The 24,891-nt window shown below is 63.4% G+C and carries 22 protein-coding genes; 14 read left to right on the forward strand and 8 right to left on the reverse strand.

The window, feature by feature from the left end:
* Nucleotides 1-72: 72 nt before the first annotated feature.
* Nucleotides 73-795, reverse strand: a complete 723-nt coding sequence (locus OPU96_RS18555; protein ID WP_017739605.1) for a FadR/GntR family transcriptional regulator — start codon at nucleotides 793-795, stop codon at nucleotides 73-75.
* A gap of 48 nt (nucleotides 796-843) precedes the next feature.
* Nucleotides 844-2,580 (reverse strand): IlvD/Edd family dehydratase, encoded by a 1,737-nt coding sequence (locus tag OPU96_RS18560; RefSeq protein WP_192300901.1) that lies wholly within the window; start codon nucleotides 2,578-2,580, stop codon nucleotides 844-846.
* Between the two features lie 192 nt (nucleotides 2,581-2,772).
* On the opposite strand from OPU96_RS18560, the gene OPU96_RS18565 reads away from it, so the two are divergent.
* The 7 genes from OPU96_RS18565 to araH all read left to right on the forward strand — a co-directional run bounded on the left by OPU96_RS18565 (nucleotide 2,773) and on the right by araH (nucleotide 11,161).
* Nucleotides 2,773-4,095, forward strand: a complete 1,323-nt coding sequence (locus OPU96_RS18565) for an MFS transporter (RefSeq protein WP_192300902.1) — start codon at nucleotides 2,773-2,775, stop codon at nucleotides 4,093-4,095.
* Nucleotides 4,096-4,111: 16 nt separating this feature from the next.
* Nucleotides 4,112-5,101, forward strand: coding sequence for an AraD1 family protein (gene araD1 / locus OPU96_RS18570; protein WP_226457800.1), 990 nt, complete (start codon nucleotides 4,112-4,114; stop codon nucleotides 5,099-5,101).
* Nucleotides 5,102-5,111: 10 nt separating this feature from the next.
* Nucleotides 5,112-6,692 carry an aldehyde dehydrogenase (NADP(+)) gene (locus OPU96_RS18575; protein WP_498559489.1) on the forward strand — a complete coding sequence of 527 codons (1,581 nt, stop codon included), beginning with the start codon at nucleotides 5,112-5,114 and terminating at the stop codon, nucleotides 6,690-6,692.
* Nucleotides 6,693-6,730: 38 nt separating this feature from the next.
* A complete protein-coding gene (locus OPU96_RS18580) occupies nucleotides 6,731-7,594 on the forward strand; it encodes an SMP-30/gluconolactonase/LRE family protein (RefSeq protein ID WP_192300905.1) in 864 nt (287 codons plus the stop codon).
* Nucleotides 7,595-7,679: 85 nt separating this feature from the next.
* Nucleotides 7,680-8,684, forward strand: a complete 1,005-nt coding sequence (locus OPU96_RS18585) for a substrate-binding domain-containing protein (protein WP_498559490.1) — start codon at nucleotides 7,680-7,682, stop codon at nucleotides 8,682-8,684.
* On the forward strand, nucleotides 8,681-10,183 hold the full coding sequence (araG, locus tag OPU96_RS18590; RefSeq protein WP_305392442.1) for an L-arabinose ABC transporter ATP-binding protein AraG: 1,503 nt from the start codon (nucleotides 8,681-8,683) through the stop codon (nucleotides 10,181-10,183). The genes OPU96_RS18585 and araG overlap by 4 nt, the downstream gene beginning before the upstream one ends.
* 9 nt (nucleotides 10,184-10,192) lie before the next feature.
* Entirely contained in the window at nucleotides 10,193-11,161 is a 969-nt protein-coding gene (gene araH, locus OPU96_RS18595) for an L-arabinose ABC transporter permease AraH (protein ID WP_498559491.1), read from the forward strand.
* A gap of 116 nt (nucleotides 11,162-11,277) precedes the next feature.
* Here the strand turns inward: araH and OPU96_RS18600 are convergent, their stop codons facing one another.
* A complete protein-coding gene (locus OPU96_RS18600) occupies nucleotides 11,278-12,426 on the reverse strand; it encodes an aldose epimerase family protein (RefSeq protein WP_305392444.1) in 1,149 nt (382 codons plus the stop codon).
* Between the two features lie 137 nt (nucleotides 12,427-12,563).
* On the opposite strand from OPU96_RS18600, the gene OPU96_RS18605 reads away from it, so the two are divergent.
* A complete protein-coding gene (locus OPU96_RS18605) occupies nucleotides 12,564-13,331 on the forward strand; it encodes an SDR family NAD(P)-dependent oxidoreductase (protein ID WP_226457363.1) in 768 nt (255 codons plus the stop codon).
* Nucleotides 13,332-13,483: 152 nt separating this feature from the next.
* Here the strand turns inward: OPU96_RS18605 and OPU96_RS18610 are convergent, their stop codons facing one another.
* On the reverse strand, nucleotides 13,484-14,080 hold the full coding sequence (locus tag OPU96_RS18610; RefSeq protein WP_226457364.1) for a glutathione S-transferase family protein: 597 nt from the start codon (nucleotides 14,078-14,080) through the stop codon (nucleotides 13,484-13,486).
* A 132-nt stretch (nucleotides 14,081-14,212) separates the two neighbouring features.
* On the opposite strand from OPU96_RS18610, the gene yghU reads away from it, so the two are divergent.
* Nucleotides 14,213-15,046 carry a glutathione-dependent disulfide-bond oxidoreductase gene (yghU, locus tag OPU96_RS18615; RefSeq protein WP_192300912.1) on the forward strand — a complete coding sequence of 278 codons (834 nt, stop codon included), beginning with the start codon at nucleotides 14,213-14,215 and terminating at the stop codon, nucleotides 15,044-15,046.
* A gap of 158 nt (nucleotides 15,047-15,204) precedes the next feature.
* On the opposite strand, the gene OPU96_RS18620 is transcribed toward yghU, so the two are convergent.
* From OPU96_RS18620 to OPU96_RS18630, 3 genes are read right to left on the reverse strand one after another with little or no spacing between them, the layout of a single operon-like run.
* Nucleotides 15,205-16,131, reverse strand: a complete 927-nt coding sequence (locus OPU96_RS18620) for a sugar ABC transporter substrate-binding protein (RefSeq protein WP_192300913.1) — start codon at nucleotides 16,129-16,131, stop codon at nucleotides 15,205-15,207.
* 19 nt (nucleotides 16,132-16,150) lie between these two features.
* On the reverse strand, nucleotides 16,151-16,930 hold the full coding sequence (locus tag OPU96_RS18625; protein WP_192300914.1) for a TIM barrel protein: 780 nt from the start codon (nucleotides 16,928-16,930) through the stop codon (nucleotides 16,151-16,153).
* Entirely contained in the window at nucleotides 16,927-17,931 is a 1,005-nt protein-coding gene (locus OPU96_RS18630; protein WP_498559492.1) for a Gfo/Idh/MocA family oxidoreductase, read from the reverse strand. The genes OPU96_RS18625 and OPU96_RS18630 overlap by 4 nt, the downstream gene beginning before the upstream one ends.
* 186 nt (nucleotides 17,932-18,117) lie before the next feature.
* Between OPU96_RS18630 and OPU96_RS18635 the strand changes: the two genes are divergently transcribed.
* Nucleotides 18,118-20,079, forward strand: a complete 1,962-nt coding sequence (locus OPU96_RS18635) for a sigma-54 interaction domain-containing protein (RefSeq protein WP_498559493.1) — start codon at nucleotides 18,118-18,120, stop codon at nucleotides 20,077-20,079.
* Between the two features lie 24 nt (nucleotides 20,080-20,103).
* Here the strand turns inward: OPU96_RS18635 and OPU96_RS18640 are convergent, their stop codons facing one another.
* A complete protein-coding gene (locus tag OPU96_RS18640) occupies nucleotides 20,104-21,153 on the reverse strand; it encodes a LacI family DNA-binding transcriptional regulator (protein WP_226457367.1) in 1,050 nt (349 codons plus the stop codon).
* Nucleotides 21,154-21,314: 161 nt separating this feature from the next.
* On the opposite strand from OPU96_RS18640, the gene OPU96_RS18645 reads away from it, so the two are divergent.
* From OPU96_RS18645 to OPU96_RS18660, 4 genes are all read left to right on the forward strand, one after another.
* Nucleotides 21,315-22,448 carry a fatty acid desaturase family protein gene (locus OPU96_RS18645; protein WP_225595723.1) on the forward strand — a complete coding sequence of 378 codons (1,134 nt, stop codon included), beginning with the start codon at nucleotides 21,315-21,317 and terminating at the stop codon, nucleotides 22,446-22,448.
* Between the two features lie 73 nt (nucleotides 22,449-22,521).
* Nucleotides 22,522-22,842, forward strand: coding sequence for a MocE family 2Fe-2S type ferredoxin (locus OPU96_RS18650; RefSeq protein WP_017735293.1), 321 nt, complete (start codon nucleotides 22,522-22,524; stop codon nucleotides 22,840-22,842).
* 2 nt (nucleotides 22,843-22,844) lie between these two features.
* On the forward strand, nucleotides 22,845-24,044 hold the full coding sequence (locus OPU96_RS18655; protein ID WP_498559494.1) for an NAD(P)/FAD-dependent oxidoreductase: 1,200 nt from the start codon (nucleotides 22,845-22,847) through the stop codon (nucleotides 24,042-24,044).
* Between the two features lies 1 nt (nucleotide 24,045).
* Nucleotides 24,046-24,864 carry a sugar phosphate isomerase/epimerase family protein gene (locus OPU96_RS18660; RefSeq protein ID WP_226457370.1) on the forward strand — a complete coding sequence of 273 codons (819 nt, stop codon included), beginning with the start codon at nucleotides 24,046-24,048 and terminating at the stop codon, nucleotides 24,862-24,864.
* Nucleotides 24,865-24,891: the final 27 nt, after the last annotated feature.

Genomic DNA, 24,891 nt, shown 5'->3' on the forward strand with positions numbered 1-24,891 from the left:
CCCGGTTTTTCTGAAACACCGCGGCGCACCGTTTGGGGCGGCTTCGCCACCCAGCGCGGGCAAGCCTGCTCACTACAGGGGGGTGAGGACGTTCATGACGGTGTCCAGCGCTACGCGTGTGTCGTCCAGTTGCACCAGAGAGGCATGCCGCGCACCCAGTGCGTCGCGGTTCTGGATCGCGGTGAGGATCGCCTTGTGCCGGGGCAGGCTCAGGCCCTGGATGTCGGGGCGGCGGTTGGTGATGTTGATTGATTCGCGCAGCGGCAACGACAGCATGTTGCACATGTAGGCCAGCAGGTCGTTGCGCGTGGCGTCGGCGATGGCGCGGTGGAAGTCCAGGTCGGCCTGTAGCAGCTCCTCGTGGGTCTTCGCGGTTTCCATACCCAGGTAGGCTTTTTCGATGGTGGCGATGTCTTCATCGGTAGCCGTGGTCGCGGCCATGGCGGCGATTTCCGGTTCGAGGATGCGCCGCACACCGGCCAGGGTGTTGAAGAATTCGCTGTGGGGCGTGGACTGCATCAACCAGGACAGCACGTCCGGGTCGAGCAGGTGCCATTTCAAGCGTGGCCGTACCACCGCGCCGACCCGTGGCTTGGAATACACCAGGCCCTTGGCGCTGAGCACCCGCGTCGCCTCGCGCAACACCGAGCGGCTGACCTTGTACTCCTCGCAGAGCGTGGCCTCCAGGGGCAGCTTTTCTTCGGGCTTGAAGCGCCCGGAAACGATGTGCATGCCCAAGTCCTGAACGATCTGGGCATGCATGCTCTTGCGCGGCTTGGGCGGCTGGTGATCCATAACGACGGGGAGGCTCTGGCTTAAAGACGCCGCATCATAGCATCCCAATTAGTGGGAATGCCGGGGGACTTCCGCCCCTCGGCAGCCCACCAGGAAGTCAAAGTCGCAACCCTGGTCCGCCTGCAGTACATGGTCGATGTACAGTTGGCGATAGCCGCCAACGATCAGCTTCTGCGGCGGTGCAAGATCGGCCATGCGCGCCGCCAGTTCGGCGTCGGGGATGTCCAGGTGCAGGCGGCCGTTGGCGCAGTCCAGCTCGATCCAGTCACCTTCCTGCACCGTGGCCAACGGCCCGCCAGCCGCCGCTTCCGGCGCCACGTGCAAGACCACGGTGCCGTACGCGGTGCCGCTCATGCGCGCGTCGGAAATCCGCACCATGTCCGTCACGCCCTGGGCCAGCAGCTTGGCCGGCAAGCCCATGTTGCCCACCTCGGCCATGCCCGGGTACCCCTTCGGCCCGCAGTTCTTCATGACCAGAATCGAGTTGGCATCCACGTCCAGTTCCGGGTCGTTGATGCGTGCCTTGTACATGTCGAAGTTCTCGAACACCACCGCACGGCCGCGATGCTGCATCAGTTCCGGGCTGGCGGCCGACGGCTTGAGCACCGCACCCAGCGGCGCCAGGTTGCCGCGCAAGACGCAAATGCCGCCGTCGGCGCGGATCGGGTTGTCGAGGGTGCGGATCACTTCATCTCTGCCGTAGATCGGTGAGTCCTTGGTGTTCTCGCCGAGGGACTTGCCGTTCACGGTCAGCGCATTCGGATGCGGGATCAGGTTGGCTTCACCGAGGCGGCGCAACACGGCGGGCAGGCCGCCGGCGTAGTAGAACTCTTCCATCAGGAAGCGCCCCGACGGCTGCAAGTCGACGATGGTCGGCATGCCGCGGCCCATGCGGGTCCAGTCGTCCAGGTCGAGTTCGACGCCGATGCGTCCGGCGATGGCTTTGAGGTGAATCACCGCGTTGGTCGAACCGCCGATGGCCGCGTTCACACGGATCGCGTTTTCAAACGCCTCTTTGGTGAGGATCTTCGACAGCTTCAAGTCTTCACGCACCATCTCCACCGCACGCATGCCAGACATGTGCGCCAACACATAACGTCGCGCATCCACCGCCGGAATCGCCGCGTTGTGGGGCAGGGAAGTACCCAGCGCCTCGGCCATGCAGGCCATGGTCGAGGCGGTGCCCATGGTGTTGCAGGTGCCCGCCGAACGCGACATGCCGCCCTCGGCCGCGAGGAAATCGTCCAGGGTAATCGTGCCGGCCTTGACCTGTTCGCTGAGCTGCCAGACCACTGTGCCCGAACCGATGTCCTGGCCCTTGTGCTTGCCGTTGAGCATTGGCCCGCCGGTGACCACGATGGCTGGCACGTCGCAACTGGCGGCGCCCATCAGCAGGGCGGGGGTGGTCTTGTCGCAGCCGGTCAGCAGCACCACGCCGTCAATCGGGTTGCCGCGAATCGCTTCCTCCACGTCCATGCTCGCCAGGTTGCGCGTGAGCATGGCGGTAGGGCGCAGGTTGGATTCGCCATTGGAGAACACCGGGAATTCCACCGGGAAGCCACCGGCCTCGATCACGCCGCGTTTGACGTGCTCGGCGATCTGGCGGAAATGCGCGTTGCACGGGGTCAACTCCGACCACGTATTACAGATGCCGATGATCGGTTTGCCATGGAACTGATGGTCGGCAATGCCCTGGTTCTTCATCCAGCTGCGGTACATGAAGCCGTTCTTGTCGGCAGTACCAAACCACTGGGCGGAGCGTAGGCCGGGCTTTTTATCAGACATGATCGATTCTCTTATTGTATGACTATATGTTCTATGCGTGCTTAAACATAAGCGCAAAATCGCTGCTTTGGAAGAGTTGTTTTGCAAATAGTCCTACTATATAGTCTTTCTCAACTGAGGTATGACCCTGGCGGATTTTCGCGAGAGGCGTCCCCCGAGCTTCTATAAAAACAACAATCCGGAGATCGACCCATGAGCCAGGAACTGCGGCTTATTCGGCGCATCACGCTGAAACTGATTCCCTTCCTGATCCTGCTGTACCTGATCGCCTACGTGGACCGTTCCGCCGTGGGCTTCGCCAAGTTGCACATGGGCGCCGACGTCGGCATCGGCGACGCCGCCTATGGCCTGGGCGCGGGGCTGTTCTTTATTGGCTACTTCCTGTTCGAGATCCCCAGCAACCTGATGCTCGACCGCTTCGGCGCACGGCGCTGGTTTGCGCGGATCATGATCACCTGGGGCACGATCACCATCGGCATGGCCTTTGTGCAGGGCCCGCACAGCTTCTATGTGATGCGCTTTCTGCTCGGCGCGGCGGAGGCGGGGTTCTTCCCTGGCGTTCTGTACTACATCACCCAGTGGTTCCCGGTGCGCCATCGCGGCAAGATCCTCGGGTTGTTCATCCTCTCCCAGCCCATCGCAATGATGATCACCGGCCCGGTGTCCGGTGGTTTGCTGGGCATGGACGGCATCCTCGGCCTGCACGGCTGGCAGTGGCTGTTCATCGTCATCGGCACCCCGGCGATCCTGTTGACCTGGCCGGTGCTGCGCTTCCTGCCGGACGGCCCCAAGCAGGTCAGCTGGATGAGCGCCGACGAGAAGGCCTGGCTTACCGGCGAATTGAACAAAGACCTGCAAACCTACGGCCAGACCCGCCACGGCAACCCGCTGCATGCCTTGAAAGACAAACGCGTGTTGCTGCTGGCGCTGTTCTACCTGCCGGTGACCCTGAGCATCTACGGGCTGGGCCTGTGGCTGCCGACCCTGATCAAGCAGTTCGGCGGCAGCGACCTCACCACGGGTTTCATCTCCGCCGTGCCTTACCTCTTCGGCATTATCGGCCTGCTGATTATCCCGCGCAGTTCCGACCGCTTGAACGACCGCTACGGCCACCTTGCGGTGCTCTACGTACTGGGTGCCATCGGGTTGTTCTTCAGTGCCTCGCTCAGTGTGCCGGTGCTGCAAATGGCCGCGCTGTGCCTGGCGGCATTCGCGATGTTTTCCTGCACGGCAGTGTTCTGGACCTTGCCGGGGCGCTTCTTTGCGGGGGCCAGCGCGGCGGCGGGCATTGCGTTGATCAACTCGGTGGGCAACCTCGGCGGCTATATCGGCCCGTTCGTGATCGGTGCGCTCAAGGAATACACCGGCAACCTCGCTTCGGGCCTGTACTTCCTGTCCGCTGTGATGGTGTTCGGCCTGCTGCTGACCGGCGTGGTCTACCGCCTGCTGGAACGCAAGCACGTGCTACCCGCCGACCAATTTGCCGCCAGCGCCCGTGGCGCCACACGTACTTGATTCAAGGAGAAAAGGCATGCGTTTAGTTCAGTTTGAAGTGCACAACAGTGAGCGTCGGGTCGGCGTGGTGCAGGGCGCGCAATTGCGCGAAGTGCAGGGCGCCCGCAGCGTGCGGGAATTGGCCCTGGCCGCCATCGAAGCCGGCGTCGGCCTGGCGCAACACGTGAACAGCCTGGGCCTGGGTGCCAGCCACGATTACGCGGCATTGCTCGCCGCGCTGAAAATCCTGCCACCGCTGGATCACCCCGACCCCGCTCACATGCTTATCAGCGGCACCGGCCTGACCCACCTGGGCAGCGCCTCGGCCCGCGACAAGATGCACCAGGCCGGTGACGACACCGCCCTGACCGACACCATGCGCATCTTCAAATGGGGCGTGGAGGGCGGCAAACCCGCGGCCGGCCAGGCGGGTGTGCAACCGGAGTGGTTCTACAAGGGTGACGGCAGCATTGTCGTGCGCCCCGGCGCCGCGTTCCCGGTGCCACCCTTTGCCGAAGACGCCGGTGAAGAGCCGGAAATCGGCGGCCTCTACGTCATCGGCCCGGACAGCCGGCCTTATCGCGTCGGCTTCGCGGTGGGCAACGAGTTCTCCGACCACGTGATGGAGCGCAAGAACTACCTGTACCTGGCCCATTCCAAACTGCGCAGTTGCAGCTACGGCCCCGAGCTGCGCATCGGCGAGCTGCCCGCGCATTTGTCGGGCAGCAGTCGCATCCTGCGCAACGGTGAAGTGATCTGGCAGAACGAGTTCCTCAGCGGCGAGGCCAACATGTGCCACAGCCTGGAAAACCTCGAATACCACCACTTCAAGTACCGCCAGTTCCTCACACCGGGCGATGTGCACGTCCACTTCTTCGGCACCGCCACGTTGTCATTCGCCGACGGTATACGTACCCAACCGGGGGATGTGTTCGAGATCAGCCAGGCCGAATTCGGTGCGCCGTTGGTCAATAGCGTCGGCAGCAGCGATGCGGCATTCGAACCCGGCCACGTCCTCACCCTTTAAGGAGCCCCTCATGTCCCAGTTTCTCGGCCACAACTACATCGGCGGCCAGCGCAGCGCCAACGGCAGCGTCACACTCAAGAGCGTCGACGCCAGCACCGGCGAAGCCTTGCCCCAGGATTTTTACCAGGCCACCGCGCAGGAAGTTGACGCCGCCGCCAAGGCCGCCGCGCAGGCCTACCCGGCCTACCGTGGATTGAGCGCGGCGCGGCGTGCGCAGTTCCTCGATGCGATCGCCGAAGAGCTGGATGCGTTGGGCGATGATTTTGTCGAGCTGGTCTGCCGCGAAACCGCGCTGCCCGCTGCCCGCATCAAAGGCGAGCGCGGGCGCACCAGCGGCCAGATGCGCCTGTTCGCCAGTGTGCTGCGGCGCGGTGATTTCTACGGCGCACGCATCGACAAGGCGTTGCCGGAGCGCCAGCCACTGCCGCGCCCGGACCTGCGTCAATACCGCATTGGCCTGGGCCCGGTCGCCGTGTTTGGTGCGAGCAACTTTCCCCTGGCGTTTTCCACGGCCGGCGGTGATACCGCGGCTGCGCTGGCCGCAGGCTGCCCGGTGGTGTTCAAGGCCCACAGCGGGCACATGGCGACCGCCGAGCGCGTGGCAGACGCGATTATCCGCGCCGCCGAAGCCACCGGCATGCCGGCCGGTGTGTTCAACATGATCTTTGGCGCGGGCGTCGGCGAGGCGCTGGTCAAGCACCCGGCGATCCAGGCCGTGGGCTTTACCGGCTCGCTCAAGGGCGGGCGTGCGTTGTGCGACATGGCGGCGGCGCGGCCGCAACCGATCCCGGTGTTTGCCGAGATGTCGAGCATCAACCCGGTGCTCGTGCTGCCCGAGGCGCTCAAAGCCCGCGCCGAAACCATCGCCCGCGACCTGACCGCCTCGGTGGTGCAGGGCTGCGGCCAGTTCTGCACCAACCCTGGCTTGGTGATCGGTATCGCCTCGCCAGCCTTCACCGCGTTCACCCAACAAGTGGCGCAATTGATCGGCGATCAACCGGCACAAACCATGCTCAACGCCGGCACCCTGGGCAGTTATGGCAAGGGCCTGGAAAAACTCCTCGCACACCCCGGCATCGAGCATCTGGCGGGCAACCCGCAGGCGGGCAATCAGGCGCAGCCGCAGCTGTTCAAGGCTGATGTGCGCCTGTTGATCGACGGCGATGAAGTGTTGCAGGAAGAAGTCTTCGGCCCCACCACGGTGTTTGTCGAAGTGGCTGATCAGGCTCAGCTCAGTGCCGCTTTGCACGGCCTGCATGGCCAGCTCACCGCGACCCTCATTGGCGAACCGAATGACCTGCAACAGTTCGCCGAACTCACGCCGCTGCTGGAACAGAAAGTCGGGCGCATCCTGCTCAACGGTTACCCCACCGGCGTCGAAGTCTGCGACTCGATGGTACATGGCGGCCCGTACCCGGCAACGTCCGATGCCCGTGGCACCTCGGTCGGCACCCTGGCCATCGACCGCTTCCTGCGCCCCGTGTGCTTCCAGAACTACCCTGATAGCCTGCTGCCCGACGCGTTGAAAAACGCCAACCCGTTGCGTATCCAGCGGTTGGTGGATGGCACGCCATCGCGTGACCCGCTGTAAGACGCAGACCTGAGAACAACAACAATCCAGGAGGCAACATGTCGTTTCACGCCGTTACCGCACACCGTGCGCAACTGGGGGAGAGTCCGTTCTGGGACGTGCCCACCCAGGCGCTGTACTGGGTCAATATCGCCGGCAAGCAGGCGCTGCGCCTGATGGGCGGGCAGTTGCAGGTGTGGCAGTTGCCCGAGCATGTCTCGGCGTTCATCCCGTGTGAGCGCGGCGATGCGTTGGTGACGTTGAGCAGTGGTGTGTATCGCCTGGATCTGGTCACCGAAGCCCTGACGTTGTTGTGCGTCGCCGACCCGCAGCCGGGCAACCGCAGCAATGAGGCGCGCTGCGATGCCCGGGGGCGCCTGTGGCTGGGCACCATGCAGAACAACATCGGCGAACAGGGTGAAGACCTGCCGATTACGCGCCGTTCCGGCGGCCTGTTTCGTATCGATGCCGATGCGCAGGTCACGCCGTTGCTCGGCGGCTTGGGCATCCCCAACACCCTGCTGTGGAACGAGGATGCCAGCCTGGTGCACTTCGGCGACAGCATGGACCGCACGCTGTACCAGTTTGCAATCCGGCCGGACGGCCAGCTCGACCCCGCGCAGGCGTGGTTCGGCGCCCACGCACGTGGCGTGCCGGACGGCTCGGCGATGGACGTTGAAGGCTACCTGTGGAATGCGCGCTGGGATGGCAGTTGCCTGCTGCGTATCGCGCCAGATGGGGAGGTGGACCGCATCATTGAACTGCCTGTCAGCCGTCCCACCAGTTGTGTGTTCGGTGGGCCGGACCTTACCACCCTGTATATCACCAGTGCCGCCAGCCCTTTGGATCACCCGTTGGACGGTGCCGTGCTGGCAATGGAAGTGGATGTACCCGGAAAGCCTTGCACGCGTTTCGCCGGATAACGAGCGAGCCTGAACTGTGGCCAGGGAGCAAGCGCCCGCGCCACAAGAACCGTTCTACCTAAAAACAACAACAAGGAGTCACCCTATGAATCGTCGTCGTGGTATCCGTTCCCTGTGCGCCGCCGCCGTAGCGGTCTCGGCCATGAGCTTGAGTGGGCTGTTACTGGCCGCTGAAGAAGTGAAGATCGGCTTTCTGGTCAAGCAGGCTGAAGAACCGTGGTTCCAGACCGAATGGGCCTTCGCCGAAAAAGCCGGCAAGGACCATGGATTTACCGTGATCAAGATCGCCGTGCCCGATGGCGAGAAAACCCTTTCGGCCATCGACAGCCTCGCGGCCAACGGCGCCAAGGGCTTTGTGATCTGCCCGCCGGATGTGTCCCTCGGCCCGGCCATCGTCGCCAAGGCCAAGGCCAACGGCCTCAAAGTGATTGCCGTGGATGATCGCTTCGTCGATGCCAAGGGCGCCTTTATGGAAGACGTGCCGTACCTGGGCATGGCGGCCTTCGAAGTTGGCCAGAAACAGGGCGCGGCCATGGCGGCCGAAGCGAAAAAACGTGGCTGGGACTGGAAAGACACCTACGCGGTGATCAACACCTTCAACGAACTCGACACCGGTAAAAAACGCACCGACGGTTCGATCAAATCCCTGGAAGAAGCCGGCCTTCCCAAGGACCACATCCTCACCGCCGCCCTGAAAACCCTCGACGTGCCGGGCAGTATGGACGCTACCAACTCGGCCCTGGTCAAGCTGCCCAGTGGCGCGAAAAACCTGATCATCGGCGGCATGAACGACAACACCGTGCTTGGCGGCGTGCGCGCCACCGAAAGCGCCGGCTTCAAGGCGGCCAACGTGATCGGCATCGGTATCAACGGCACCGACGCCATCGGCGAGCTGAAAAAGCCTGACAGTGGTTTCTTCGGTTCGATGCTGCCGAGCCCGCATATCGAGGGCTACAACACCGCGAAAATGATGTTCGACTGGGTCACCAAGGGCACGGAACCGCCGAAGTACACCGCCATGGATGAAGTGACGCTGATCACCCGCGACAACTTCAAGGAAGAACTGACCAAAATCGGGTTGTGGCAATGACCGCTGCGGCCCTGCGCTTTGACGGCATCGGCAAGACCTTTCCCGGGGTCAAGGCGCTGGATGGCATCAGCTTTACCGCCCACCCCGGGCAGGTGCACGCCCTGATGGGCGAGAACGGCGCGGGCAAGTCGACGCTGCTGAAAATCCTTGGCGGCGCCTACATCCCAAGCAGCGGCACAGTGCAGATCGGCGCGCAGACCATGGCCTTCAAATGCGCCGCCGACAGCATCGCCAACGGTGTGGCGGTGATCCACCAAGAGCTGCACCTGGTGCCGGAAATGACCGTCGCCGAAAACCTGTTCCTCGGGCATTTGCCGTCGCGGTTCGGCGTGGTCAATCGGGGCCTGCTGCGCCAGCAGGCCCTCGCTTGCCTCAAGGGCCTGGCGGATGAAATCGACCCGGCCGAAAAACTCGGCCGCCTGTCCCTGGGCCAGCGCCAACTGGTGGAAATCGCCAAGGCGCTGTCCCGTGGCGCGCATGTGATCGCGTTTGACGAACCCACCAGCAGCCTGTCGGCGCGGGAGATCGACCGCTTGATGGCGATCATCACGCGCCTGCGCGACGAGGGCAAAGTGGTGCTCTACGTGTCGCACCGCATGGAAGAAGTGTTCCGCATCTGCAACGCGGTGACGGTGTTCAAGGACGGCCGCTTCGTGCGCACCTTCGACGACATGAGCGCGCTGACCCATGACCAGTTGGTGACGTGCATGGTCGGGCGCGACATCCAGGACATCTACGATTACCGCCCGCGTGACCACGGCGAAGTGGCGTTGAAGGTCGACGGTTTACAAGGCCCTGGCTTGCGTGAACCGATCAGCTTTGACGTGCGCAAGGGCGAGATTCTCGGGCTGTTCGGCCTGGTCGGGGCAGGGCGCACCGAACTGTTGCGCCTGCTCAGCGGTTTAGAGCGCACCAGCGCCGGTCGCCTGGAGCTGTGCGGCGCGCCGCTGCAACTGCGCTCACCGCGCGATGCCATCGCCGCCGGGGTGCTGCTGTGCCCGGAAGACCGTAAAAAGGAAGGCATCATCCCGCTGTCCAGCGTCGCCGAGAACATCAACATCAGCGCCCGTGGCGCCCATTCGGCGTTCGGCTGGTTGTTGCGTGACGGCTGGGAAAAGGGCAACGCCGAGCACCAGATCAAGGCGATGAAGGTCAAGACGCCGAATGCCGAGCAGAAGATCATGTACCTCTCCGGCGGCAACCAACAGAAGGCCATTCTCGGCCGCTGGCTGTCGATGCCGATGAAGGTGCTGCTGCTCGACGAACCCACCCGCGGTATCGATATCGGCGCCAAGGCCGAGATCTACCAGATCATCCATAACCTCGCAGCCCAGGGCATTGCGGTGATCGTGGTGTCCAGCGACCTGATGGAAGTGATGGGCATCAGCGACCGCATCCTGGTGCTGTGCGAAGGCGCGCTGCGCGGCGAACAAACCCGCGCGCACGCCACTGAATCCAACCTGCTGCAACTGGCCCTGCCGCGCAGCCTGGCGAACTGAGAGAGAACCATGACCACTCAACACAACACGCTGCCCACGGCACGCAAACCCCTGGATGTGCGCGCACTGCTCGACAACTGGGCGATGCTGCTGGCGGCGGTGAGCATCTTTTTGCTGTGCGCCTTGCTTATCGACAACTTCCTTTCACCGCTGAACATGCGCGGCCTGGGCCTGGCGATTTCCACCGTGGGCATCGCCGCCTGCACCATGCTGTTCTGCCTGGCGTCCGGGCACTTCGACCTGTCGGTGGGCTCGGTAATTGCCTGTGCCGGGGTGGTCGCGGCCATCGTGATGCGCGATACCGACAGCGTGTTGCTCGGCATAGGCGCGGCATTGCTGATGGGCCTGGTTGTCGGGCTGATCAACGGCATCGTCATCGCCAAGTTGCGGGTCAACGCGCTGATCACCACCTTGGCGACCATGCAGATCGTGCGCGGCCTGGCCTACATCTTTGCCAATGGCAAGGCGGTGGGCGTGTCCCAGGAACAGTTCTTCGTGTTCGGCAACGGCCAGTTGCTGGGCGTGCCAGTGCCGATCCTGATCACCATCCTGTGTTTCCTGTTCTTCGGCTGGCTGCTCAACTACACCACCTACGGGCGCAACACCATGGCCATTGGCGGCAACCCGGAGGCCGCGCTGCTGGCCGGGGTGAACGTGGATCGCACCAAGATCCTGATCTTCGCCGTGCACGGCCTGATCGGCGCGCTGGCCGGGGTGATCCTGGCGTCACGCATGACCTCTGGCCAGCCGATGATTGGCCAGGGCTTCGAGCTGACCGTGATCTCGGCCTGCGTGCTGGGCGGGGTGTCGTTGAGTGGTGGGGTGGGCATGATCCGTCACGTGATTGCCGGGGTGTTGATCCTGGCGATCATCGAGAATGCGATGAACCTGAAGAACATCGACACGTTCTACCAGTACGTCATCCGTGGCTCGATCCTGTTGCTGGCAGTCGTCATCGACCGCATGAAACAACGCTGACTCCAAGCCATGTGAGGAACCAAATGTGGGAGCGGGCTTGCTCGCGAATGCGGTGTATCAGATTCAAATGTGTTGACTGACACACCGCATTCGCGAGCAAGCCCGCTCCCACAGTTTTAGTCCGCGGTGAATCTGAAAATGGTGTTCTGGGTGTAGGTCTGGCCTGGGTTCAGGCGGGTGGATGCAAAGTTCGGCTGGTTGGGCGCATCCGGAAAATGCTGGGTCTCCAACGTAAACCCACTCCAATGCAGATACGTCTTGCCGGCTTTACCCTTCACCGAACCATCGAGGAAGTTGCTGGTATAAAACTGCACCCCGGGCTCCGTGGTAAACAGCTGCAAGCGCCGTCCCGACTCAGGATCACGCACTTCGGCCGCCAGTTTTTTCACGTCGCCCTTGCTATCCAGCGCCCAGTTGAAATCAAACCCACCGCTCTTGGGCTCGGCAAACTTGAGCTGCGGATGATCGTCCTTGATGCGCTGCCCAATCGGCGTCGGCGTGAGGAAGTCCATCGGCGTGCCCTTGACGGGCGCTAGTTCGCCGGTCGGGATCAGGGTGGCATTCACCGGCGTGTAATGGCTGGCGTGCAGGGTGGCGACCTGCTTGAGAATGTCGCCATTACCCGCGCCGGCCAGGTTGAAGTAGCTGTGGTTGGTCAGGTTGAGCACCGTGGGTTTGTCGGTGGTGGCCTTGTAGTCGATGTGCAGTTCGTTGTTGTCGTTGAGGCGGTAGGTGACTTCGGTCTTGAGGTTGCCGGGGAAGCCCATCTCGCCGTCCTTGGACAGGTAGGTGAGGGTCACGCCCACCGAGTCCTTGGCCTTGATTGGCGTGGCGGTCCACACATGTTTGTCAAAGCCCTGGGCGCCGCCGTGCAACGCGTTGGGGCCGTCGTTGAGCGGCACTTGGTAGCGCTTGCCGTCGAGTTCAAACGCGCCGCCGGCCAGGCGATTGCCGAAGCGCCCGATGGTCGCGCCGAAAAACGCCGTGCCGGCCTGGTAGCCCTGCACATCGTCGAAGCCGAGCACCACGTCTTCGACCTTGCCGTGTTTGTCCGGCACCTTGAGCGCCTGCAACACGCCGCCGTAGGTGATCACCGTGGCTTGCATGCCATGGCTGTTGCGCAGGATGTACTGTTCGACGGCGGTGCCGTCGTTGGTTTTACCGAAGGGTTTGTGCTCGCTGCTCAGGCCTGCCGCCTGGGTGCCGCCACTGGCGATCAGCATGGACATGGCCAGGCCCGAAAGCAGGTATCGAGGGTGCTTCATGGTCGAACTTCCTTTTGTTGTTTTGAGTGGAATAGTTCTACTAATGTGCGATATTTTGTCTGTTGGACAGCGAATTTATAGCCTTTAAACAGGTTTTTGCAAAATAAAATAAGACTAATTAGACGAGGCAGCATTTTATGACCACCACACACGCCGTTTACCCCGACCTTGAAGGCAAGACCGTGCTGATTTCCGGCGGCGCCTCGGGCATTGGTGAATTCATGGTGCGCGCGTTTGCCGCCCAGGGTGCCAAGGTCGGCTTTGTGGACCGCGCCCAAAGCCAGGGCGAACGCCTGGCGGCGTTGTTGAGCTCACGGGGGCATACGGTGGAATTCGTGCAGTGCGACATCACTGACGAGATCGCCTATAAGGCCGCCATCGCGCGTTTCGAACACTCCCTGGGGCCGATCACCGTGCTGGTGAACAATGCCGCCAATGACGTGCGTCACACCCTGGAAGAGGTCGACTCGGACACCTTCGACCGGCTCATCTCGGTGAACCTCAAGCACGCTTTCTTCGCCGCCAAGGCCGTAGTGCCGATGATGAAAGGCGCGGGCGGCGGGGCGATCATCAACCTCGGTTCGGTCGGCTGGATGATGGCCTCGGCCGGCTACCCCGTGTACGCCGCCAGCAAGGCTGCCGCCCACGGCATGACCCGTGCGTTGGCGCGAGAGCTGGGGCCGAGCCAGATCCGCGTGAACACCTTGGTGCCGGGTTGGGTGATGACCGAGAAACAACTGGCGATGTGGGTCGATGATGACGCCAAGGCACTGATCAGCCGCAGCCAATGCCTGCCGGGCAGCGTGCTGCCGGAACATATCGCCGACATGGCGTTGTTTCTGGCCTCGGATGCGTCGGCGATGTGTTCGGCGCAGAACTTTATCGTGGATGGTGGGTGGGTCTGATCCTCAATCTTCCAGTCAACAAAGCACTCATGTGGGAGCGGGCTTGCTCGCGAAGGCGGTGTACCAGTCGGTAAATCCAGTAACTGACACTCCCCCTTCGCGAGCAAGCCCGCTCCCACACAAACTCACTCCTACAGGTGGATAGGGGGTGTTTATTCGATGGGGTATTTCTTGAAGGCAGGGTGTTGCTCCAGCCGCTCGGCCAGGCGTTGCAGGTTGGGGAATGCCTGGGCATCGACCACCGACGCCACGGTGTACTGGCTGAACGACCACGCCACCGCAGCCGTAAGGCTGGCTTGGTTCAGCGCGTCACTGTCGGCCACGTGCTTGTCCAGCAACGAATACGCCGCGAGCAATTGCCCCGTGACCCGCTCCAGCCATGGCGCGTGCAACTTCTCCGCGGGGCGCAGGTTGTGTTCATAGACGATCTGCACGCTCTTCTCGCAGGCCGCCAGCGCCAGGCCCAGCACTTGCAAGTCATGGGCGCGTGCCTTTGGGGCCTGGGGCAGCAGCTTTTTGTCGGCCGGGGCCAGGTTTTCCAGGTAATCCAGGATCAGGCTCGAATCCATCAACACCGTGCCATCGTCCAGCACCAGGGTCGGGGCCTTGACCACCGGGTTGATCTGGGAGAATTCGTTGAAGGTGCTGAACACCGACAGCGATTGATGCTCGAATGCCACCCCATACAACTCCAGGGAAATGGCCACGCGGCGTACGTAGGGCGAGTCCAGCATGCCGATCAATTTCATGAAGCCTCCATTGCTCACAACGTCATTGGCCCAAGAGAGTAAGGGCAGGCGATAGGCCTGCGCAATATCGGACGTCAATGGGTAAGATGGCCTACGAATTCGTTGATCGTAAACGCCTATGGAGCAGTCAGCATGACCGACTACGTACCCCCGAAAGTATGGACCTGGGACACCGAAAACGGCGGCACCTTCGCCAGCATCAACCGGCCCATCGCCGGTGCTACCCATGAGAAACAACTGCCGGTGGGCAAACACCCGTTGCAGTTGTATTCCCTGGCCACGCCCAACGGGCAGAAGGTCACGATCCTGCTCGAAGAGCTGCTGGCCCTGGGGCACAGCGGTGCGGAATACGACGCCTGGCTGATCAAGATCGGTGACGGCGACCAGTTCGGCAGCGGGTTTGTCGGCCTCAACCCGAACTCCAAGATCCCGGCCTTGCAGGACCGCAGCGGCGCCACGCCGATTCGTGTGTTCGAGTCCGGCGCGATCCTGCAATACCTGGCCGAGAAGTTCGGTGCGTTCTTCCCCACTGAACCGGCGGCCCGGGCGGAGTGCCTGTCGTGGTTGTTCTGGCAGATGGGCAGCGCGCCATACCTGGGCGGTGGGTTCGGGCATTTTTATGCGTATGCGCCGAGCAAGATGGAATACGCGATCAACCGCTTTGCCATGGAAACCAAGCGTCAACTCGACGTGCTGGACCAGCGCCTGGCAGTCAGCGAGTACATTGCCGGAGATGAATACACCATCGCCGATATTGCGATCTGGCCTTGGTACGGTGGTTTGGTCAAAGGCCGTTTGTACGGTGCGGCGGAGTTTTTGTCGGTGCATGAATACAAGCATGTGCAACGCTGGGCCGATGCGATTGATGCACGGCCGGCGGTGCAGCGTGGGCGTAGGGTGAACCGGGTTTCCGGTGAGCCCCATGAGCAACTGGCCGAGCGCCATGACGCCAGCGATCTTGATTAACGCAGTTGTAAAAGGTGGGCGCGGGCTTGTGTGTGGGAGCGGGCTTGCTCGCGAAGACGGCGTGCCAGTCAGCGGATTTGTCGACTGATACACCGCATTCGCGAGCAAGCCCGCTCCCACACAAGCCCGCTCCCACAGTTGGATCTGCACATATCAATCTATTGGTAGCGTTGCTCGTAGATCGCGACCTGCTCGGGCTTGATCAGCTCAAACGGCACCCACACCTCTGACTCAATCGCTTCACCCTTGATCATCCTGATCGCCGACTCCACGGCTTTGGCTGCCTGGGCTTTTGGGTCCTGGAACACTGACGCCGCCAACAACCCACGCTTCACCGCCGCCAAGCCATCCGGCAAGCCATCGATCCCCACAATCGCCACTTCGCCCTTGGCTTTCCCCGCCTGCTGCAACGCCATCCCGGCGCCGATCGCCATTTCGTCGTTGTTGGCGACAATCGCATCGAACTGCGTCCCCGCCAGCAGCCAGTTGCTGGTCAGGTCCATGCCCTTGTTGCGTTGCCATTCGGCGCTCTGCTGCTCCACCACCTTAATCCCGGGATAGTCCTTGAGCACCTGCCTGGCACCTTCGGTGCGGTCGTGGGTCGCGTTCTGGGCGAGGTCGCCCATGATGATCGCCACATTGCCCTTGCCGCCCAGTTTCTCGGCGAGAAAGCGCATCTGCAACTGCCCGGCCTCGATGTCGTTGGAGGCCACGGTGACCACGCCCTTGGGCAGGCTGCGCTCATCCGGGTGGCGGTTGACGTACACCAGCGGCTTGTGGGCGGCCACGGCGGCGCGGGTCATGTTGGCGGTGGCGGAGGTGTCCACCGGCAGCACAATCACTGCGTCGACGTTCTGGTTCAGGAAGCCTTCGACCTGATTGAGCTGGCGCACCACATCACCCTGGGCGTCTTCGAACTGGATCTGCACGCCCTGTTGCCTGGCGGCCGTTTCCAGGCCGTTGCGCACGTAGGTCATGAAGTTGTCGTCGACCCGGGCAATGCTCACGCCGATGCGGTAATCGGCGAATGACCAGGGGCTGACCAGCAGCAACAGCGAGGCAACAATCAACGAGTAGCGGTTCATAGGGGGGTTCCTTTTATTGTTATAGGGTGAACGCTTGGCGGAATCGCTCCAAGGCCAGCTCGCTGTCGCCGCTGGCCCAGCCTTCGAGGCCGACCACGCCGCGGTAGCCCATGGCATGCAAGGCCCTGGCAATCGCAGGGTAGTGGATTTCACCAGTGCCGGGCTCCTTGCGCCCCGGTACGTCGGCGACCTGGATTTCGCCGATCGCGCTGCCGGCGCGCTGGATCAGCTCGATCAGGTTTCCTTCGCCGATCTGCGCGTGGTACAGGTCCAGGTTCAGCTTCAGGTGCGGGCTGCCCACCGCCTCGATCAGCGCCAGGGTGTCCTCGGCGCGGGCGAACGGCGTGCCGGGGTGGTCGACCGCGGTGTTGAGGTTTTCCAGCAGAAACACGCGGCCGGCGTCTTCGCCCAGGCGGGCGATTTTTTCCAGGGTCTTGCAGGCGCTCAACCACATGCGCCCGCTGGTGTGGCTGACCGGCTGCACGGGCAGGCCGCCGTCACCCAGGCCGGTGCCGTGCAGGTTGAGGCTCGGGCACTTCAAACGTTCGGCAACGCCAAGGGATTCGCGGGCGCTGTCGAGCAATCGGCGGATGCCGTCGGGGTCGGTGAGGGTGCCGCTGATGTAGCCGGTCATCGAGGTGAAGTCGGCGCCGGTGGCGGCCAGGGCGCTGATGTCCTTGTCGGTCCAGTTCCAGATCTCGGCACTGAAACCCAGTGCATGGATGCGCTTTACGCGCTCGATGAAGGGCAGTTCGAGAAACACCATCTCGGCACTGATCGCCAGTTTGAACGGGCTCATACCGCCACCGCCTGGCCTTGCTGGAACGACTCGATACACGCCCGCGCAATCGCCAGGGCGGCGCGGGCATCTTCACCGCTGGCCAGGGGTTTGGTGCCGCTGCGCAGGCAATCGGCGAAGTGGTTGAGCTCGGCAATATAGGCGTCGCGCAGCAGGTCGGTGTCCAGGCGCTGGGTATCGGCCTGGATACCCTGGGCCAGGTAACGCACCAGGTCGGACTCGTTGACGCCGCCCATGGTCAGCATGCCCGCGCTGCCGAACACTTCGCCGCGCACGTCGTAGCCATACACGGCCTGGAAGTTGGCTTCGGCGGTGGCAATCGCACCGTTGTCGAAGCGGATCGTGACCACGGCGGTGTCAAGAAAGCCTTTGCTCTTGTACTCAGGCGCGATCAACGCGTCGGCCATCACGTGCACTTGCACGGCTTCGGCGCCAGGGTTGAGGTAGCGCAGGGTGTCGAAGTCATGGATCAAGGTTTCGAGGAAGATCACCCATTGCGGCGAGGCCGCTGGGTTGTTCAGCGCCGGGTCGCGGGTCAGCGAGCGCAGCAGCTGCGGGGTGCCGATACGGCCGGCGACGACATCGAGGTGGGCGGTGCGAAAACTCTTGGCGAAGCGCCGGTTGAAGCCAACCTGCAACGGCACATGGGCATCGGCCGCGGCGGCGATGGCGCGGTCGGCTTCATCGAGGGTGATGGCCATGGGTTTTTCGCAGAAGATTCCCTTGCCGGCGCGGGCGGCGCTGATCACCAGTTCGGCGTGGCTGCGGGCGGGGGCGGCGATGAGTACGCCGTCGATGTCCGGGTCGTCGAGCAGTTGTTGCGGGTCGGTGTAGACCTTGGCCACGCCTAGCTCGGCGGCGAGGCGGGCGGCTTGGCCCGGCGTCGGATCGGCAATCGCCACCAGGCTGGCGCCGGGGATGTGCCGTGCGGCGGTCAGGCCGTGGAAGCTGCCCATGCGGCCGGCACCGATCAAGCCCAGGCGGATGTTCTGTGTAGTCATGCAATTACCCCTTTTTTATTGTTGGCCTCAGGACGGTCCTGATCGGCAAGGAGGTAAGAGCAAAGCCTGTGCCAATTTGTAACGTGTTGATAATTAACGATTAAATATTACAAATAAACAAAATGTGTTGATTTAAATGACATGCCTATACTGACATGTCGAAATTATGAACACGGACCCCTCCCCATGAGCATGACGTTCAGCGTGCAAGACCTCGATTACCTCACCGCCCTGGGGCCCGCCGCGCTGAACGATGGCCCCGTCGCGGCGCTGGAGCAGGCGTGGCGCGCTTGCCAGGGCGGCGAAGGCGAACGCCCGGCGGCGGTACGGCAGGTGATCTGGGATTCGTGGCGGCGCAGCGTCGCGGCGGGGATCGACCCGGCGGACGCCAGCTATCGTTTTGTCGGCGCCGACGCCCTGGCCACCACATTGGCTGCCCACCGCGTGCTGATCAGCGCCGCCGCGCAAGTCATGCACGGCCTGTTGGCCTACAACCCGCGTGGGCACATCAACCTCACCGACGCCGACGGCACCACTCTGTATTTCTGCGGGTTGGACATCACCCCGGTGGGCAGCCGCCTGCTGGAGTCGGTGCAAGGCACCAACTGCACCGGCCTGGCCCTGGCCGAGGATCGTCTGGTGTACGTGCTGGCCGAAGAAAATTTCGCCAGCGGCCTGCGCGAGCGGCGCATGCACTGCGCTGCCGCGCCGATCAAGAATGCCCAAGGCACGACCCTGGCCATGCTGACCCTCACCGCCGAGCCCGGCTGGTTTCACTTCCACACCCTGGGCACCGTGCAAGCGGCGGCCGAAGCCGTGTCGCGGCAGATGGCCCTGCAAGCGCTGCTGGAAGAACAGCAAACCGTCCTCGAAGTGCTCAACGAAGGCCTGGTGGTGCTGGATGAACGCGGCTGCATCAAGGCGCTCAACCGTTATGCCCGGCAATTGTTCGGGGTCGGCCTGGAACTGATCGGCCGCCCGTTCCAGCACCTGGGTCGCAGTGAATTGAGCGACTCCCTGGGTGAGCCGGTGCGCGACCTCGACTGCACCTTCCACCTGCACGACCGCAGCCAGCTCGCCTGCCTGGTCTCGGTGTGCCCGCTGGAGCAGGGCGGGGTGATCGTGTCGCTGCGCGAGAACCGGCGTATCCGCGAAATCACCCGGCGCATCATCAGCACCCAGGCCCGCTACACCTTCGACACCATCCAGGGCAGCTCGCGGGCGATCCAGGACGCGCTGCACCTGGGGCGCATCGCCAGTCGCAGTGACGCCACCACCCTGATCCTCGGTGAAAGCGGCACCGGCAAGGAGCTGTTCGCCCAGGCGATCCACAACGCGAGCGAGCGCCACAACGGCCCGTTCGTAGCGGTCAACTGCGGCGCGATCCCTCGTGACCTGGTGCAAAGCGAACTGTTCGGGCATGTCGAAGGGGCATTCACCGGCGCGACGAGGGGTGGTTCGGCGGGCAAGTTCGAGTTGGCGGATGGCGGCACGATTTTTCTGGATGAGATTGGCGACATGTCCTTCGATGCCCAAGTCAGCCTGTTGCGGGTATTGCAGGAGGGCGAAGTCACCCGTGTCGGCGCGAAAAATTCGCGGCAGGTCGACGTGCGCATCATCGCCGCGACCCACCGCAACCTCAGCCAGGCGGTGGCCGAAGGCGCATTTCGCGAAGACCTTTACTACCGCCTCAACGTGTTGAACCTGACCGTGCCGCCGTTGCGCATGCGCCGCGAAGACATTCCCTTGCTGGCACGGCATTTCCTCACGCGCTGTGCTCGCTCATTGCGTAAATCGGTGCAGGGGTTTGCGCCGGATGCGCTGGCGTTGCTCACGGCCTACAGCTGGCCGGGCAATGTGCGGGAGCTGGAAAACAGCATCGAGCGCGCGACCAACCTGGCCATGGGCGAGTTGATCCAGCCGATTGATTTGCCCCTGGACACCCGCCCGCGCACGCCCATGCGATTGCCCGAGCCGCCACCTGCCCAGCAACTGAGCAGCTTCGAGATGCACGCCATCGTCGCCGCGCTGCAGAGCACCGGCGGCAACATCCGCCTGGCGGCGCGGCAGCTCAATGTGTCGCGGGGCGGGCTGTACAACAAGATGAGCCGGTTCGGGCTCAATGCCGCGGATTTTCGCAATCATTGAGCCTCGCACCGATCAAACTGTGTGTCAGGTGCAGATGTTTTCCGAAGTGACAATCTGCGGCGGTATGTGCACTCGATGCCGCACCGGATCGAACGCCTCGGCGGTCTGCAACTCCACCATCAATTGCACCAGCGCCGTGGCCGTCAGCTTTGGTTGCGAGTCCATCGCCACATCGATCAACCCCTGCCTCAACGCCTGGCGCGACAGCTCGGTGGACTCCTGCAAGATGCAGCACAGCGCCGGGCGCTTGGGCAGTTGCGCAAGGGCGCTGATGATGCCGTCGCCACCGCCGCCCACCACGCACAGGCCGCGCAGGTCGGTGTGGCGGGTGATCAGGTCGAGGGTGGCCTCTTCGGTGATGTCGCAGTTGTCCAGGTTGATCAACGGCTCCAACGGCTTGAGCCCCGGCGCGTGTTCGGCAAGGTAGCTGTGCAGGCCTTCGACGCGGGCCTGGTGGCCGAGGAAACGGTGGCCGCCGAGCAAGATCCCGACGCTGCCTTTGCGGGCGCCGCAGGTGCGCGCGAGCAACCAGCCCATGGTGCGGCCGACCACGTGGTTGTCCTGGCCCACGTAGGGCTCAAGGGCTTGTTCGTGGATGTCCGACAGCAGCGCCACCACCGGCACGCCGGCGGCGCGGATCTGCGCCAACGTGGCATTGATCAGTGGATGGGCGAAGCTGACCACGGCGAGGCCGTCGCACTGCACCGCGAGTTGTTCGATCTGCGCAGCGATCACGCTCGGTGTGCGCTCGACGATGTACTCGAACTGGCAGGTCAGGTTGGCCCCGGCGTGTTGCTGCGCCGCCTCGGCAATCGACTGCGCCAGGGTGGCGTAGAACGCCTGGGCGGTGGCCAGCAGCAGGATACCGAAACGGTAGGTCGGCCGCCGTTCGCGAATGCGCTGGCCGATCAGCCGCGCGGCGAAATAGCCTACGGCTTCGGCCGCCTGGAACACCTGCTCGGCGGTATCGGGATTGACCGGCGCACGCGCATTCAAGACCCGGTCGACGGTGGCCACGCTGAGGCCCGCCTGGGCGGCCACGGTGGCAATGGTTGGGCGTTTATGGTTGTTCATGGCAAGCCCTTGATGCGTCTTGATAGAAAACTATCAAGCCCCGCTGGGCCTGGATGATAGCTTGATAGGGAATGGATTCAAGGCCTTGAGGGCGATTTAGCGCTTCTCTATCGTGGGTTTGGCAAGGCACCTGAACCCCACGCTTGCGGAGAACAATAACAATGCCTGAACACACCGCTCACACCGCCCGGCGCGACTACAGCCTCACTGGCCCCGAAGCCGCCCGCGCCGCTGAAAAAGGCCTGGTCTCGGCCAGTTGGTATCAATCACCGATTTCCCGTAAACGCATGAAAGAACTGATGCAACGCCGCGACGGCCCGGCCTTGCGCGACACCGCCCTGTGGTTCGTCGCGCTGTTTGCCAGCGGCTTTGGCGGCTACTGGTTCTGGGGCTCCTGGGCCTGCGTGCCGTTCTTCATGGTGTATGGCGTGCTCTACGGCACGGCGTCCAACCCGCGTTGGCACGAGACCGGCCACGGCACCGCGTTCAAGACCCGCTGGATGAACGACGTGCTCTACCAGGTCGCCAGCTTCATGTGCATCTTCGAGCCCCACGTGTGGCGCTGGAGCCATGCGCGGCACCACACCGACACCATCGTCGTCGGCCGCGACCCGGAGATCGTCGAGCCGCGCCCGCCGAGCTTTCTGATGATGTGCCTGAGCCTGTTCAACCTGCCCCTGGCCTGGAAAACCTTCAGCGGCGTGGCGCGTCACGCCGCCGGCAAGATGAGTGCCCAGGAGGCCGACTTCATTCCTGAGTCCGAGTGGCCCAAGGTATTCCGTGCCGCCCGTGTCTGGCTGGCGATCTACGCCGTGGTCATCGGCACCGCGCTGTACCTGCACAGCTGGTTGCCGCTGATGCTGATCGGTTTGCCGAGCATCTACGGTGCCTGGCTCGGCTACCTGTTCGGCCTGACCCAACACGTGGGCCTCGCCGAAGATGTCCTCGACCACCGCAGCAATTGCCGCACCATCTACATGAACCCTGTGCTGCGCTTTATCTACATGGACATGAACTACCACCTCGAACACCACATGTACCCGATGGTGCCGTACCACGCCCTCGAGCAACTGCACGCAGAGATCCGCGGTGACTGCCCGCCGCCGTACGCCAACCTCTTCGAGGCCTACAAGGAAATCCTGCCGACGATCTGGAAGCAACGCAGCGACCCCACCTACTTCATCCAACGCCCGATTCCCGGCGCGCCTGTTGTAGTGAGCGAGCTTGCTCGCGCTGGGCTGCGAAGCAGCCCCAATGACGCCCCCGCGTTTTTTCAGACAAATCCCGATAGCTGATCCTGGGGCCGCTTCGCAGCTCAGCGCGAGCAAGCGCTCACTACAACAAGCTCGTTCACCACGAGGAACTACCATGAACGATCAATGGATCGACGTCTGCGCCGTGGGCGAAATTGACGAAGAAGACGTGCTGCGTTTCGACCATGGCGCTCACACCTACGCGGTGTATCGCTCGGCCGAGAATGAATTTTTTGCCACGGCCGGCCTGTGCACCCACGAGAAAATCCACCTCGCCGACGGCCTGGTGATGGACCACGTGATCGAATGCCCCAAGCACAACGGACGCTTTGATTACCGTACCGGCAAAGCCATGGGCGCGCCGGTGTGCGTCAACCTCAAGACCTACCCGGTACGGGTCGAAGCGGGGCGGGTGTTGCTCGCCGTCACGGTGTGACGATGAACGCGCCCTTGATTATCGTCGGCGCCGGCCATGCCGGCGGCCGTGCGGCGCTGACCCTGCGCGAAGAAGGCTACACCGGACGCCTGATCCTGATCGGCGATGAACCGCACCTGCCCTACGAACGGCCGCCGCTGTCCAAGGGGTTGCTGCAAGGCTGCGTGGACCTGGCCGGCTACAGCCTGTGCGACCGCGAGCGGTTGGCCGCGTTGAACATCGAACATATCGCCGCCAACCCGGTGACTCATTTGCAGCCCGAGCAACAGCGCCTGCAACTCGCCGACGGCCAGTGGCTGGCCTACGCCGGCCTGTTGCTGGCCACCGGCGGCCGGGCGCGGCGTTTGCCCCAGGCACAGGCCAACGTGTTGTACCTGCGCACCCACGATGAAGCCTTGGCCTTGCGCAGCGCGCTGCGGCCCGGCACACGGCTGGTGGTGGTTGGTGGCGGGTTTATCGGCCTGGAAGTGGCGGCGACCGCCCGTGGCCTGGGCTGCGAGGTGACGCTGCTGGAAGCCGGGCCGCGCCTTGCCGGGCGGGTATTGCCGCCGGTGATCTCGGCGGCGCTGTTGGCGTTGCATCGCCAGCACGGGGTGGATGTGCGCTTGAACGTGGCACTGGAATCGATCCAGGCCGATGCCGTGCAGTTGGTCGATGGGCAGTTGTTGCCGTGCGACCTGGTGGTGGTGGGCATCGGCATGCAGCCGAACATCGAACTCGCGGCGGCGGCCGGGCTGGAAGTGGGGCAGGGCATTCGTGTCGATGCGCAGTTGCGCACCAGCGCGGCGCATATCTATGCGGCGGGCGATGTGTGTGAGTTCCGCCTCGACGGCCTGTACCAGCGCCAGGAAACCTGGCGCAATGCCGAAGCCCAGGGGCGGCATGCTGCGTTGAACCTGCTCGGGCGCCAGTTGCCTTTCGATGCGCTGCCCGGTTTCTGGTCCGACCAATACGATTGGGGCTTGCTCACCGTGGGCGTGATGACGCCGACTGTGGTCACTCGGCCATTGCCCGGCGGCGCACTGTTGCTGTTCTACCTGGACGCCGAGTCCCGCATGCAAGGCGCTTGCGGTTGGGCGCCCGGCAACGGCGCGGCCAAGGACATCAAGCTCTGCGAACGCCTGATCGGCGCGCGTATCGCGCTCGACACGGCCAGCCTGGCCGACCCCGAAGTATCCCTCAAACAGTTGCTGCGAGGCTGAGATGCGCCAATTCCTGGTATTCCAATCCCTGTGGGCGATGCAAACCGAGCCCGGCCCTCTGGAAGTGCAACTGGACCGCATCAAAGCTGCGGGTTTCGACGGCATCACCGACCACTACTGGAAGCCCGCCGATGTCGCCCGCCTGCACGCCGCCGCCGCGGCCAGGGGCTTGCAGATCGAGGGCCAACTGTTCCCGCAATCGGTGGATGACCTGGCCGCCGCACTGGATGTGATCAGCCGCTACGGCTGTCACCATCTCACTTTGCAGGCCGACGTGCGCCCGCGTACGCAGTCCGAGGCGGCACGCTTGGTCGAAGGCTGGCAGCGCCTGGCCGAGCAGGTGGACTTTCCGGTGCTGCTGGAAACCCACCGTTATCGGCTGACCAACGACCTGCACTTCACCCTCGATCTGCTCGCGCAAATGCCGGATTTGCAACTGCTGGCCGACCTGTCCCACTACGTGGTCGGGCGCGAACTGCCGGAGCCGGGTGCCGTGGAAGACGATGAACAGATCCGCACGATCCTGCGCCATAGTTGGGGGTTTCATGGGCGTGTGGCGAGCAGTGAACAGGTGCAGGTTTCGCTGGACTTTCCCCAGCACCAAGCCTGGGTGCAGCGCTTCACCGAGTGGTGGCGCTACGGGATCGAAGACTGGCTGGCGCGGCCCGACACGCCGCACAGCCTGTCCTTCACCTGCGAGCTGGGCCCGCCGCCGTATGCCATCACCGGCGCAGACGGTCGCGAGATCAGTGATCGCTGGAGCGAGGCCTTGAAGCTGCAAGCGTTGATCCGCGAAGTGTGGCGCAACTGTCAGAAATGATCTGCTAATCTGCGCGAGTTTAATCTC

It is taken from the genome of Pseudomonas sp. RP-B7, from assembly GCF_059803535.1.